Origin of the sequence: Shewanella sp. c952 (assembly GCF_019654975.1) — a bacterium.
Classification (GTDB): domain Bacteria; phylum Pseudomonadota; class Gammaproteobacteria; order Enterobacterales; family Shewanellaceae; genus Shewanella.
In genome coordinates this window covers 1-14,063 of the sequence record NZ_BPEW01000059.1, presented here as the reverse complement: position 1 = coordinate 14,063, position 14,063 = coordinate 1, and the positions used below count along the sequence as shown (strand labels likewise).

Genomic DNA, 14,063 nt, shown 5'->3' with positions numbered 1-14,063 from the left:
AATTAAAATTTCGTCTACCGGAACATTTTGACGGCCGCCAGTTGTATGAGTTGTGACAATACTGATTTGGTCGGCGATATCCATTCCAGCAACAACCTGACCAAATACTGCATAACCATCATTAGAAGCACTCGCGTCCAATTGTGGATTATCTAATACATTAATAAAAAATTGCGAAGTCGCGGAGTTTGGATCATTAGTCCGTGCCATTGCGATGGTACCGCGAGAATTGCTGATACCAACACTCGCTTCATTAATGATTGGATCATTACCAGGCTTTGATACTAGCCCTGTCGTTAAGCCTCCACCTTGAATCATAAAGTTACTGATAGTGCGATGAAAGAGCGTCTCTTGATAAAAACCACTATCGGCATAAGTTTTAAAATTCTGTCCGGTAACGGGCACATTGGTTAAATCTATTGCTAGCGTCATGTCCCCTTTAGTGGTTTCCATCAAATAACAGAGATCAGCTTTTAGCTCTGGAGCTTCGACTGGAGGTGTTGGCGAATCAGCGCTATCAGATCCGCACGCAGCGATGGACAGACAAGTTAATAGAGGTAACAGCTTCTTCATATTTAAACCTTCATATTATTTGTAACCAACATTTAAACTGGACAAATCATCCAACAAATGTGTGGTTTTTGTTTTTACTTGTAGGGTATTTGTTGCGGTGAGTTTACATGTTGTGGGTTGGCTCGCAATAGTTCACTTGCCAAAGTTACAAAATGTCGCAGTTCAACTTTTACAATCGCATGTCTAGAACGGTCGTCATCATGTCAAAAGTCGTCGAGTATTTCTGCTTGTATTGCTGAATTGTTTGCAGCTTAGATCCCGAGTCCTTTAGAGGTTGCTGATCTTTCGAGCTTAGTTTTGTTTGATTCTTTACTGTGAGGAATACTGCTTTTAGGGCAAGGCTTGAGCGATGATGCTTAGCGAGCGAAGAGAAAAGCTAGTAACGCAGTGATAAAAGCATTGAACCGAACCCGCAGGACCACGCTTCTTGGCTATTTTTACTGCGTTATAGGTTATATGTGGAGAATGACTAAACCGCATAACCTCTGCCTTGTTAAAATAGCCAGTAAACTGCGGCCAAAACAACCATCAAAAATCAACAGCCCCTACTCAATTTTGGTTTAAAAGAAGCAAATTGGAATAATTTTCTAACCAGTAATGAATTTATCAGCTAATAGGCAATATCTTTTTATCATTTGCTGGCGCTTACGGGTATAATAACCAACTAATTTTTATTCAGTGTCTATCTATCGATGTTAAATTTTTTTGCTGCTGCTCCTCGGGGCTACGAATACGCGTTATCGCTTGAATTAGCGGAGCTTGGCGCTTCAGATATCAAAGAAAGTGTGGCGGGAGTTTATTTTACTGCTTCTCTAGAACTTGGTTATCGGATCACCCTTTGGTCGCGACTAGCCAGCAGAATCATTTTAGTGATCCATAAAGGACCTTGTGAGTCACCAGAGCAGCTTTATAACGCCGCTTACGGTATTGACTGGCAGATGCAGTTTTCTAACCGCAGTACTTTTAGTGTTGATTTTCATGGCATGGGTGGCTTCATTAACAACACCCAATTTGGTGCATTGAAAATTAAAGATGCGATAGTTGATCGCTTTCGTGATGATGATTTTTCTCGTCCGAACGTTGCAAAAATCGATGCTGATTACAAAATTGATGCCCATTACCGTCGCGGTGAGATAACCATTGGCATTAACTTTTCTGGTCCAGCGCTACACAAACGTGGTTATCGTTCTACAACAGGTGAAGCACCGTTGAAAGAAAACTTAGCAGCGAATATGCTGGTACGTAGTGGCTGGAAGAAGTCTCCTGTCACCTTATTAGACCCTTTTTGTGGTAGCGGAACCATACTCATTGAAGCAGCCATGTTGGCGTGTGATATCGCACCAGGTATTCATCGTGAACGTTTTGGTTTTGAAAAGTGGTTACCCCACAATGATAAAGTTTGGCAGGAACTACTAAACGAAGCTCATGCTAGAGCATCGATTGGCAAGACTCGTTGTGAAATAAAATTCTATGGGTCTGACATTGATTCAAGACTGGTAGCGCTTGCTAAGCGCAATGCTGAAAACGCTGGTGTGCTTGAGTTTATTGATTTTAATGTCAGTAACGCGCTTAACATAAGCGTACCTGCAACTACTGGTTATTTGATTTCGAATCCTCCTTACGGTGAACGTTTAGGTAACATGACCTCGTTACTGCAGCTCTATTACCAGTTAGGTGATAAGTTCAAAGCAGAGTTCGGCGGCTGGAACTTGGCGATACTCAATAGCGATTCAGAGCTATTGTCAGCATTAAAGCTAAAAGCTGATAAACAGATGAAGATGAATAACGGTGCGCTTGAGTGTGCATTTAATCTGTATACTGTTCATGCCGAAAACACTCGCCGTGTCGATCCTGCAAATATCAAAGTTGACGGTGATGTGAGTGACATTGCAGTGCCTTTTGCTAACCGCATTAAGAAGAACTTTAAGCAGTTACAAAAATGGGCTAAGAAAGAGGGCATCGATAGTTACCGCCTCTATGATGCTGACTTGCCTGATTATAATGTTGCCATTGATAAATACCTCGATCACGTTGTTGTTTATGAATATGCTGCACCTGCAGAGATCCCTGAGTCGGTGTCAAAACGCCGCTTAACGGATGTATTAATTGCACTGCCACATGCAATTGGCATCGATCCTAATAATATCGTGTTGAAGACCCGTGAGCGTAAAAAAGGCATTTCACAGTATGAAAAGATGCAAGCTAATAAGCTTGAACTTATTACGACTGAGTACGGCGCCAAATTTAAGCTCAACCTTAAAGAGTATTTAGATACGGGGTTGTTTTTAGACCACCGCTTAACCCGAAAAATGGTTGGTGAAAAGTCAAAAGGCCGCAGTGTGTGTAACCTATTTGCTTATACAGGTACTGCGTCGGTGCATGCTGCTATCGGCGGAGCAACGTCTGTTACGACGGTAGATATGTCGAATACCTACATTAATTGGGCGAAAGAAAACTTTGCGCTTAATGGTTTAAACGATGATAAGTATCAATTTGTCCAAGCGAACTGTTTACAGTGGATAAAGCGTACCCATGATAGATTCGATCTTATCTTTATCGATCCGCCAACCTTCTCAAATTCAAAGCGTATGGAAGACTCTTTCGACGTGCTGCGCGATCATGTGCCTCTTTTGAGCAACTTGATAAAGTTGCTTAATCCAGGCGGAGAGATTATTTTCTCCAACAACAAGCGTAAATTTAAGATGGAAATTGAGCAATTAGAAGCTGCTGGCATGTCAATTAAAAATATCGATAACCAGACATTACCACTGGATTATAAACGTAATCCGCAAATCCATAACACTTGGCTTATCACTCATGCCGAGTAAAGTTAACGCTGTTGTCTTATATCACACAGATGCATGTCATCTGTGTGAACTCGCTGCGGACTTATTACAACAAGCACAAGTCGTTTTTACTGCCGAAGATATTTGCGATAGTGAGTTATTAGCTGAAAGTTACGCGACACGGATCCCTGTGGTAAAAACAACAGATAATCGCGAGCTGGGCTGGCCATTTGACCTCAAAGCATTACAAGAATTTTTAGGAGCGTAAGTTGAGTTTAGTACGTATTAATAACGGCTCTTTAGCCTATGGTTATACCCCGTTATTGCAAAAAGCAGACTTCACCATTGAACCTGGTGAGCGAGTTTGTATCGTAGGCCGCAATGGTGCCGGTAAATCTAGCCTGATGAAAGTACTAAGCGGTGATGTTCTGCTTGATGAAGGTGAATTCAATATTGCAACCGATGTTAAAGTCAGCCGATTGCAGCAAGATCCCCCAAAGGCTGAACAAGGAACTGTTTATGCTTATATTGCCGCTGGCTTGCAGGAAGTTGGCGAGAAGTTAGAGCGCTATCATCAACTTTCCCATGACGTCGCAACCGCTAATCCAGATGAAATGGAACGTATGCTGAAGCAGATGGAAAGGCTACAAGGCGATATTGATCATTTAAACGGTTGGCAGTTAGACAATCGTATCAACCAGAACTGTGAGTTACTTGGGTTGGATGCTGATGCACCATTATCCGAGTTATCAGGTGGTTGGCAGCGTAAAGTGGCATTAGCTCGTTCTCTGGTTAGCGATCCTGACTTACTGCTACTCGATGAGCCGACTAACCACCTCGACATTGATACTATTGAATGGTTAGAGCAATTCCTACTTAGCTACCGTGGCGCAATTGTATTTGTCAGTCACGATAGGGGTTTCATTGATAGAATGGCGACCCGAATCGTTGATTTGGATCGCGGTATTGCAACCTCTTGGCCTGGCAGTTACCAAGCTTACTTAACAGGTAAGGCAGAATGGTTACGGGTAGAAGCCGAACAAAATGCTCACTTTGATAAAAAGCTAGCCGAAGAAGAAGCATGGATCCGTCAAGGCGTTAAAGCTCGTCGTACCCGTAACGAAGGCAGAGTACGTGCTCTTAAAGATTTACGCGTAGAGCGCATGGCACGCCTTAATCGTCAGGGTGGCGCTAAAATGTCAGTCGCTGATACAGATCGCTCAGGTAAGTTGGTGTTTGATATTGAGAACCTTGAATACAACTTGCCTGATAAAAATCTGGTTAAGAACTTCAGTTCAGCTGTTATGCGCGGTGATCGAATTGCATTGATTGGACCTAATGGTTGCGGTAAATCAACCTTGGTTAAGTTGCTTATTGGTCAATTAGAAGCACAATCTGGTAGTGTGAAAGTGGGTACTAAACTTGAAATTGCTTATTTCGACCAGTACCGAGAAGCACTCGATCCTGAAAAAACAGTAGAAGAGAACGTAGGTGAAGGTAAGAAAACCGTTACTATTAATGGTCAAGACCGCCATATCTTAAGTTATCTTCAAGACTTTTTATTCTCACCTTTAAGGGCTAGAACACCGGTTAAAGCTTTATCTGGTGGTGAAAAGAACCGCCTGTTGTTAGCGCGCTTATTGCTTCGTCCTGCAAATCTTATTATTCTCGATGAGCCAACAAACGATCTAGATATTGAAACCCTCGAGCTGCTAGAGTCTCTACTCGCAGATTATAAGGGAACTTTATTACTTGTTAGCCACGATAGAGCGTTTATAGATAATACAGTTACCAGTAGTTGGTGGTTTACTGGCAATGGTGGTTGGAGTGAATATGTTGGGGGCTACCAAGATGCGGTGTCTCAAGGCGCTAAATTTTATTCTGAGGAACCTCAGGAGCAAAAGAGTGTCCAACCTCCAGTTGTTGAAAAAAAGCCAGCGGTAGTAGCCAAACCGACGAAGAAGTTATCGTTTAAGTTACAAAGAGAATTAGAGTCTTTGCCTGCATTGATGGAACAGTTAGAGCAGGATATTGAAGCATTGCAAAGTATTATTAGTGGTCCTGATTTTTATGCTCAGGAGCAAAAAACAGTTAACGAAAAGCTAAAGACTCTGTCCGATAAGGAAGGTCTACTTGAGAGTTACTTTGAGCGATGGGAAGAGCTCGAGTCATTGAAGTAAGCTAAAAATAAAAAAATGGGAAGTAATTCATGAAGTTTAAGTTGGAAAAGACCCTATCCTTAGTTGCCGTTGGTGTATTAAGTGTCCTTAATGGTGCACAGGCTGCACCTGTTTATGAAATTAAAAATCTCGATACCGAGACATTTAACTTAAACGGTACGATTGCCAATACTCGTAACGGTTATGGTATGGCTGTCAACAACAACGACGAAGCGGTCGGTGCAGCTAAAGGTAAAAAGAAACTGAATGTCAACGAAGATGACGATGGCGTTATTGACATCGAAGATGGTGTTTCTGATGCTGAAACCATTACTTATTCAGTAAACTTGCCTATTATTGCCAATAACTTCACTTTCACTTCAATCGAAAATGATCCTGTAACGCCTTGGTTACCGACATTTGAGAGTGTTAATGGCACCACTGCGCCTACTTTTCCTGAAGAAGATACGGTTAACTCAGTTGATACTTTTTACTACGGCATTAATGATGCAAAAGTGAAAGTGGGTGCGATGACTGCAGTCGAACAAAAAGTTGATTATTCTGGTTCAAGCACAACACAGGAATTTTGGTACTACCGCGAATATGAGCAACGCGGCTTCGTTAAGGATGATACCAATACCGAAATCGCTCTAATACCACCATACACAGAGTATGTTTCTGAGCAAGACGATGGCGACGTAACAGTGACTGTGGGTGGATTTTCAAGTGGTACGGCTGTTAATAGCAATAACATGATTACCGGTTACGCCAGTACTGATATCAGTAAAAACAGTGCCAATATTATCGACTCCTGTGTATCAAGCAACAGTGAGACTGCTCCCACTGATATTTGTGTACAAAACAGACAATACCCGAACAGCAATGGCTTTAGAGATATTCAGTATCAAACTCGCGGATATGTTTGGAAGTATGATGCAGGCGCTGTTACTGAGAGCTTTGAGCTTCCTTTAGGCCTAGATGTGACTAATGATGGTGTTTATACAGGGCAAGGTCTTGGAATCAATGCTGAAGGTGTTGTTGCTGGTCGCTCACATGTTTATCGTGACGGTAATAAAGACAGATTGTATTTCGATGCTGCTTACTGGAAGCAAGATGCCCAAGGTGCATATCAATATAACTGGGTGGATGTTGATACGGTTAAAGATGTGCGTTCATCAATCGCCTACGGTATTAACGACAGCGGTATTTTGATTGGTAGTTACAGTAAGTATATTGAGGGCTACATTCGAGATAAGTTTTTCTATATCGATACCACAGATGAAAATGCAGAAGTTGTTACTCCCAATGATTTCTACAACAACCTTTCCGATCTTGGTAGTCGTGGTAGAGGCATCAATAATAATGGGCAAGTGGTTGGTTATATCGAAACCACCCATGATAAAGAAAAGCCAAGACCTAAAGCTGGCTTCTTGTATAACATCGCTGAAGATGAATTTTCGAACCTTAATGATCTACTGACGTGTCAGTCAAAAGGTTTTGTAAAGGATGACTCAGACAAGTGGGTTCGTAATAAAGTTGAAGTTGAAGATGGTTCTGGAAAGACACTGACTTACGATAGTGAAATCAAGATTGTAGAAGCAAACAGTATTAGTGATAGCGGCACTATTGTTGGTACAGCTTTTATCCGTAAGCCTTCATATCAATTTGATTCTAGCGGCAATCTAATTATAGGTGATAACGGATTACCATTCTTTGAACTTAATGGTTATGGCGATCCGGTAACTTCATTTTTACCGCGTATGATGGTTATCCAGACTACTGGTGAGCAAGTTTCTGATGAATGGAAAGCTGCTAATAGCTGTATCGATGATAATGAAGAAAATGGTAACTACGAGCGTAAAGGTGCAGCCAGCCTTGGATGGTTGTTAATGTTACCGTTAGTTTGGTTACGACGCAGAAGAAAATAGCTTACTAGATGAGTAGACTAAATCGAGGCAATCTGCCTCGATTTTTTTTATTTTTATTTTTATGACATAACTCAATAGCTTAATATTTAACCTGTAAAATGTCGGTTTTTTTTGATTGATCTCTGGAGCAAAAAGTTTTATTCATAGTCTTGAAGCATTAGCTTCTACCATTATGGAAGAGAGGACGCTTGCATGAAGAGACAAAAACGAGATCGATTGGATAGAGCTTTTTCGAAAGGTTTTCAGGCTGGGGTAGGGGGCCGTTCTAAAGAGATTTGTCCATATTCGACACTTGACTCTAAGTCACAATGGCTTGGAGGTTGGCGAGAAGGTATTGATGGTAGGTTAAGCGGTTTATTTAATAAATAACGTCAAGATAGCAACACAAAAACGCCCTCTATTTAGAGGGCGTTGTCATTAGTTATGTTTTTGCAGGCTTAGAAGCTAGAGGTATCTGTAAAAATACCTACTTTTAGATCTTTCGCGCTATAGATTTCACGTCCATCAACTTCCATAGTCGCATCAGCAATGCCCATAACCAGTTTACGGTATACCTTACGCTTTATAGTAAGCTTGTAGGTAACCTTTTTAGCTTCTGGAAGTACTTGGCCTGTAAATTTCACTTCGCCAACGCCTAGTGCGCGTCCTTTGCCTTCAGCGCCTTCCCAACCTAAGAAAAAGCCAACAAGTTGCCACATAGCATCTAAGCCAAGGCAACCTGGCATAACAGGATCCGCGGCAAAGTGGCAGTCAAAAAACCAAAGATCAGGGTTGATATCGAGTTCAGCAACAATTTCACCTTTACCGAATTCACCGCCATCTGCATTGATCTTAAGTACACGGTCGATCATTAACATATTGTCTTTCGGTAATCTCGGAGAGTTAGGTCCGAAAAGGTTGCCAAGTCCGCAGGCAACAAGGTCTTCTTTTGTAAAACTGTTAGCATTACTCATTATTTTTGGTTCTCCAGCAATTTGAACCGCCAAGGTTAGCGAACACGTGTACGCTAAACAACTCCGATCAGCTAGAAAATGACAGTTTTTCTCGCAGTCTCACAAAAAATGACTTTTCTTCCTCTTGATAACCGGCTAAACCTTCTAATCTTGCTTGCACTAAGCCGTAAAGAGAGTCATTTGGAAACTGATTGTCTTGATCTGCAGCTCCTGCGGGAGTTTGCATTAATATCTCTGCCGCTTCGTCGATATGTTTCACTTGATATAGTGTAAATAATCCTTCATTAACAGCATCAATAACTGATTGGTGCAAGTTTAGCTGCTGCATATTAGAACAAGGAATAATGACACCTTGATGACCTGTCAGTCCACGGCGCTGACATAATTTGAAAAAACCTTCGATTTTTTCATTAACTCCGCCAATGGCTTGCACATTACCAAATTGGTCAATTGCCCCAGTAGCGGCGATACTTTGCTTAATGGGCTTTTCCGATATAGCAGATATTAAACTGCAATATTCTGCTAAAGAGGCGCTGTCGCCATCGATTTCTTGGTATGATTGCTCGAATACGATATTGGCATTGAGGTGCAATGGCGCATCTTTACCAAAAATACGATATAAGCAGGAGGACAGGATCATCATGCCTTTTGCGTGAATGTTACCACCAAGCTCTGACTTACGCTCAATATCAGCAACTTCCCCATCTCCATAATGCACCGACGCTGTTATTCTTGCGGGTTCGCCATAACTATACTCGGCATTTTCAATAACTGTTAAGCCATTGATTTGACCAATCATCTCATCTTGTGTTGGAAGATTGATAAACAAGTCATCGAAGTTTTGCTCCGACAGCTTTTCAGAGGCGTTATGACGTTGATTAAACATATCGATGCTGAGTTGAAACGCTTTGCTATCAATGTGTGATTGCTGAGCATATGCGCTGGCTTGGACTAACAGTTGTTCGATGTTATTAGACATCAAGCTTAGTCGTTGCTGATGATCGGCAAGCCTGGCACTGTATTCAAGCAATGCCAATCTTGCAGGGTCATCTATGGTTAAATTGATGTCATCTAAAATACAGTCCAACCATTGGTTATACTGCGTTAGAGAGACCTCATTTAAATCAACTTCATTTAACAATTCACCTAGTAGCGGGAATAGATTGGAGAAACTGGGTTCACCGAGCCAGCAATGACCATATTGATTACTCGAGCCTATAAGTATTACCTTACAGTTGAGCGCCATAGGTGGAAGGCTAGAATGTACTTGATACTCTTTCTTATCAAGGATCTCCAGTAGTAACTCCCACAGCGTTTCTCTTTTCCAAATGGAATCTGCACAGATAAATAAGTAGTGACAGTTCGCAAGCGCGCCAGCTTTATACTGTTTAGTGCTGTCATCATAGCGTCCTACTAGATCATGCCTTTTAATAGAGCCTGAAAGGTACTGATGTGATACCTGCTTAGATGCTAGCACCTGTTGGTTACCAGTTTGTACACACCAAGCTGTAGTGTTGTCTCTTAACACTAGGCTCTTATCGATAAAAACGCCTTCTGATTCAATGAGCGCTCGAATTATATTTTTGCGATTACAGCCTGAATAGTCAGCCAAGTACATATGTTGGTTACGTGTATTGCTTAACAATTTGAAAGCGTCGCGAACACGTGATTGGCCAATTAATCGGAATTCTGAAGGACTATTATCTGCGGCCGCTGCCGTAAGGGTAAACTGCGGTTTGAGTGCAGAAGCAGGAATAATGTTTGAGTTCATATATATCTGTTAGATTTTTCAATTACGGAGATATTAACATAGTATTGTCGTTAGCCTTTAATAAGTCAGTGATAGTTGCTCTGCGGCATGACTTTTAAAAATATCGCTTGGTATTTGAGTGTAAACAATCATCAATTTGACTGTAAGATCGCCACTTAGTTACGAGCAGCAAAGTTTTCATCTAATTAGTATTTACAACATCGAAGTAAACGCCTAGTATTTACCTCGTTCGGAGAGATGGCAGAGTGGTCGAATGCACCGGTCTTGAAAACCGGCATGGGTTTGTAGCCCATCTAGGGTTCAAATCCCTATCTCTCCGCCACATTAAAGAAGGCAGCCTATATGGCTGCCTTTTTGCTTTCTAGGATAAGCTGTTGTTATTAATCGTTATATTAATTATCACTAGCGAGAGAGTTAGCAAAAATTAGCTTTCTAATTTTGTTTTTATGGGCTAAATTAGACTGAATAAGATAGCTTGGCTTCAGTGTAGAGTGAGCAGGATTAATTTAGGGTAGGGCAGCTTTGATTTCAGTATATTTAGTCGATGACCATGAGCTTGTACGTACCGGTATTCGACGTATTCTAGAAGATGAACGCGGAATAAAGGTTGTTGGTGAAGCCGGTGACGGCGAGACGGCAGTACAATGGTGCCGAAAAAATGAAGCCGATGTCATTTTAATGGACATGAATATGCCTGGTATAGGTGGCTTAGAAGCGACCCGAAAAATTCTAAGGTTTCAAGCTCATGCAAAAATAATCGTGCTGACTATACATACTGAAGATCCATTCCCGACTAAAGTGATGCAAGCAGGCGCTTCTGGCTACTTAACCAAAGGTGCAACCTCCCCTGAAGTGTTACAAGCTATTCGTCAAGTCGCACACGGTCAACGCTATTTATCCCCTGAGATTGCGCAACAGATGGCCTTGAGCCAGTTTAATCAGTCTGAAGATAATCCATTTAAATCACTGTCAGAAAGAGAGTTGCAGATCATGCTTATGATCACCAACGGCGAGAAGGTCAGTGATATTTCTGAACAATTAAATCTTAGCCCTAAAACAGTGAATAGCTATCGATATCGGTTGTTCGCTAAGTTAGGGATCGGCGGAGATGTGGAGCTTACACGACTGGCGATTAGGTATAAGATGCTTGATACTGGTCAGTTTTAAATCAATATTAGCGATTAGGTGATCTAACGCCGTATGAGTGAAACGTTTAATTCTAGCGAGTTTTTGAAAACGGTGACATCCTCTCCCGGTGTATACCGTATGTATGATGTTGATAATGTCGTTATCTACGTCGGAAAGGCTAAAGATCTAAAAAAGCGTTTATCTTCCTATTTTCGTAAAAATCTCACCAATGTAAAAACACAGGCATTAGTCGCCCGAATTGCCAATATCGATGTCACGATTACTCATAGTGAAACCGATGCGCTAATCCTCGAAAATGATTACATAAAACAGTACATGCCTAAGTACAATGTGCTGCTTAGAGATGATAAATCTTACCCCTATATTCTATTAAGTAATCATAAGCATCCACGACTGTCATATCATCGTGGACCGAAAAGAGCTAAAGGCCAATATTTTGGGCCGTACCCCAATGGCGGTGCTGTTCGCGAAAGCCTACATTTATTGCAAAAAATCTTTCCAATTAGGCAATGTGACGATCTGTATTATAAAGCGAGATCTCGTCCGTGCTTACAGTATCAAATTGGTCGATGTAGCGCGCCATGCGTTGATAACGTTTCCCTAAAAGATTATCAAGAACAGGTTGCATTGGCATCGTTGTTTCTGAAGGGCAAGGATCAGCAAGTGACCAAAGCACTTGTTGAGAAGATGGAGCAAGCTGCTGTTGAATTAAATTATGAACAAGCGGCGCGTTATCGCGATCAAATCACCGCCTTAAGACGTGTTGCTGAACAACAAGAAGTCTCTCACTCATCTGGCGACATGGATGTTATTGGGGCACATTTTGCATCTGGTGTGGCATGTTTTCATTTGCTTTTTATTCGAGAAGGCAAAATATTCGGTAGTCGCAGCTATTACCCTAAAGTCCCTGTTGACACAGAACTATCTGAAGTTTTACGAGCCTTTATGTTTCAGTTCTATCTTAACTCTGACAGCCAAAGAGTGACGCCCAAAGAGATTTTGGTTAGTGATGCTTTTGAAGAACAAGCAGAGCTTGCTGCCGCGATAAATGCGGCGCAACAGAGAAAAGTAGAGATAAAGAGTCAAGTACGAGGCGAGCGAGCACAATTTCTACGTTTAGCGCTCACTAATGCCACTAATGCGGTTAATACTAGGTTGGCGCATCGAAATACTGTTGAACAACGTTTCTTATTATTAGAAGAGGCTATAGAAGTTAGTCATAAGATCCAGCGAATGGAGTGTTTCGATATTAGCCATACAATGGGCGAAAGTACGGTTGCATCCTGTGTTGTATTTAATCGTGAAGGCCCAAATAAAGCCGATTATCGACGTTATAATATTGAAGGTATTACTCCAGGTGATGACTACGCCGCAATGAAGCAGGCTATCAGTCGGCGATTCGATAAAGTAGCTAAAGGCGGTAAGACTCCAGACATACTCTTTATTGATGGTGGAATAGGCCAGTTACGTATTGCTCAAAAGATTGTGGATGAAAAATTTGTAGCATTAGATCATGCGCCAACGCTTATCGGTGTTGCAAAAGGAGAGGGTCGTAAACCTGGTCTTGAAACCCTAATTTACGGTGAGAATGAAGAATCGTTCACTTTACCAGCAGATTCAGGCGCGTTACATCTTATACAACAAATACGGGACGAATCTCACCGCTTTGCAATTACAGGTCACCGCAATAAAAGGCAAAAAACCCGCAACACCTCTTCGCTTGAATCCATCGACGGAGTCGGCCCCAAGCGCAGAAAAGCGCTATTACAACATTTGGGTGGATTACAGGAAGTTAAAGGAGCAAGTGTGACAGAATTAGTAAAAGTACCAGGGATTAGCCTAGAAATGGCACAAACAATACATGATGCATTGCGAGGGTAGTAAAATTAAGGCAAGATTGGCGCTGCTTTTGAATTTTAGGTTTTATGATGCCGTTTAACATTCCTATCGCGTTAACACTTTTCAGACTATTACTGTTACCAGTGTTTGTTGTTCTTTTCTATATGCCTGACAGTTGGGCTCTATTTGCCGCCGCTTTTGTTTTTTGGTTAGCCGCTGTTACGGATGCGCTTGACGGTTACGCCGCACGTAAATTAAAGCAATCAACACGTTTTGGTGCTTTCCTCGATCCCGTAGCGGATAAAATTATGGTAACAACAGCGTTGGTACTGCTCGTCGCTCAATACCAAAGCGTCTGGTTGACCTTACCTGCGTTATTCATGATTGGTCGTGAAATTGTTATCTCCGCTTTAAGGGAGTGGATGGCTGAAATTGGTAAACGTGGTGCGGTTGCCGTTTCTTGGATAGGTAAGTATAAGACGGCGGCACAGATGACTGCTATTACTGGCTTAATATGGCAGCCAAACGATTTTATTATCTATAGTGCGTTTGGCTTATTCTATGTTGCTGCAATACTGACTTTCTGGTCAATGATGAGCTATATAATTGCTGCATGGGGCGATTTAACCGCCGAGTAGCTCGTTTTGAAACCGATAAGATTAATTAGTGCGCAAGCAGTTATTTATCTACAAATATAGCGTTGACTCTTGGACATAAATCGGTAGAATGCCATTCCGTAGTCAAGGGGAAGCGAACTAAGCAAGAACTTGATTACAGATTAAATTGAAATGCGACATTAGCTCAGTTGGTAGAGCGATACCTTGCCAAGGTATAGGTCATCGGTTCGAACCCGATATGTCGCTCCAATTTAATATGGCGCGATGGCAGAATGGCTATGCTGCGGA

General features: G+C 41.7%; 11 protein-coding genes and 2 tRNA genes. 10 read left to right on the top strand and 3 right to left on the bottom strand.

Features of this window, described 5'->3' with window-relative positions:
- Window positions 1-573: peptidylprolyl isomerase (locus K5R16_RS21460; RefSeq protein WP_220740387.1), on the bottom strand; the 573-nt coding region annotated here is incomplete at its 3' end.
- Window positions 574-1,265: 692 nt separating this feature from the next.
- Between K5R16_RS21460 and rlmKL the strand changes: the two genes are divergently transcribed.
- The 5 genes from rlmKL to rmf all read left to right on the top strand — a co-directional run bounded on the left by rlmKL (window position 1,266) and on the right by rmf (window position 7,815).
- Window positions 1,266-3,401, top strand: a complete 2,136-nt coding sequence (gene rlmKL / locus K5R16_RS21455) for a bifunctional 23S rRNA (guanine(2069)-N(7))-methyltransferase RlmK/23S rRNA (guanine(2445)-N(2))-methyltransferase RlmL (protein WP_220740385.1) — start codon at window positions 1,266-1,268, stop codon at window positions 3,399-3,401.
- Window positions 3,391-3,627, top strand: a complete 237-nt coding sequence (locus K5R16_RS21450; protein WP_220740383.1) for a glutaredoxin family protein — start codon at window positions 3,391-3,393, stop codon at window positions 3,625-3,627. The genes rlmKL and K5R16_RS21450 overlap by 11 nt, the downstream gene beginning before the upstream one ends.
- Window position 3,628: 1 nt before the next feature.
- On the top strand, window positions 3,629-5,539 hold the full coding sequence (locus tag K5R16_RS21445) for an ABC transporter ATP-binding protein (protein WP_220740382.1): 1,911 nt from the start codon (window positions 3,629-3,631) through the stop codon (window positions 5,537-5,539).
- Window positions 5,540-5,568: 29 nt separating this feature from the next.
- Entirely contained in the window at window positions 5,569-7,446 is a 1,878-nt protein-coding gene (locus K5R16_RS21440) for a DUF3466 family protein (protein WP_220740381.1), read from the top strand.
- 192 nt (window positions 7,447-7,638) lie between these two features.
- Entirely contained in the window at window positions 7,639-7,815 is a 177-nt protein-coding gene (gene rmf / locus K5R16_RS21435; protein WP_202289406.1) for a ribosome modulation factor, read from the top strand.
- Window positions 7,816-7,883: 68 nt separating this feature from the next.
- On the opposite strand, the gene fabA is transcribed toward rmf, so the two are convergent.
- Together fabA and K5R16_RS21425 are read right to left on the bottom strand one after the other, a co-directional pair.
- Window positions 7,884-8,399: a bifunctional 3-hydroxydecanoyl-ACP dehydratase/trans-2-decenoyl-ACP isomerase gene (gene fabA / locus K5R16_RS21430; RefSeq protein ID WP_020912882.1), complete on the bottom strand. Its 516-nt coding sequence runs from the start codon at window positions 8,397-8,399 to the stop codon at window positions 7,884-7,886.
- A 67-nt stretch (window positions 8,400-8,466) separates the two neighbouring features.
- The gene (locus K5R16_RS21425) at window positions 8,467-10,170 is read right to left on the bottom strand and encodes a S16 family serine protease (protein WP_220740380.1); all 1,704 of its coding nucleotides are present in this window, start codon (window positions 10,168-10,170) and stop codon (window positions 8,467-8,469) included.
- A gap of 231 nt (window positions 10,171-10,401) precedes the next feature.
- Here K5R16_RS21425 and K5R16_RS21420 point away from each other — a divergent pair.
- From K5R16_RS21420 to K5R16_RS21400, 5 genes are all read left to right on the top strand, one after another.
- Window positions 10,402-10,492: transfer RNA gene (locus K5R16_RS21420), tRNA-Ser, on the top strand.
- Window positions 10,493-10,692: 200 nt separating this feature from the next.
- On the top strand, window positions 10,693-11,337 hold the full coding sequence (gene uvrY, locus K5R16_RS21415; RefSeq protein ID WP_220740379.1) for a UvrY/SirA/GacA family response regulator transcription factor: 645 nt from the start codon (window positions 10,693-10,695) through the stop codon (window positions 11,335-11,337).
- A gap of 33 nt (window positions 11,338-11,370) precedes the next feature.
- Window positions 11,371-13,200, top strand: coding sequence for an excinuclease ABC subunit UvrC (gene uvrC, locus K5R16_RS21410; RefSeq protein WP_220740377.1), 1,830 nt, complete (start codon window positions 11,371-11,373; stop codon window positions 13,198-13,200).
- A gap of 47 nt (window positions 13,201-13,247) precedes the next feature.
- Window positions 13,248-13,796 carry a CDP-diacylglycerol--glycerol-3-phosphate 3-phosphatidyltransferase gene (pgsA, locus tag K5R16_RS21405; RefSeq protein WP_220740375.1) on the top strand — a complete coding sequence of 183 codons (549 nt, stop codon included), beginning with the start codon at window positions 13,248-13,250 and terminating at the stop codon, window positions 13,794-13,796.
- A gap of 152 nt (window positions 13,797-13,948) precedes the next feature.
- Window positions 13,949-14,024: transfer RNA gene (locus K5R16_RS21400), tRNA-Gly, on the top strand.
- The last annotated feature ends 39 nt before the right edge of the window (window positions 14,025-14,063 follow it).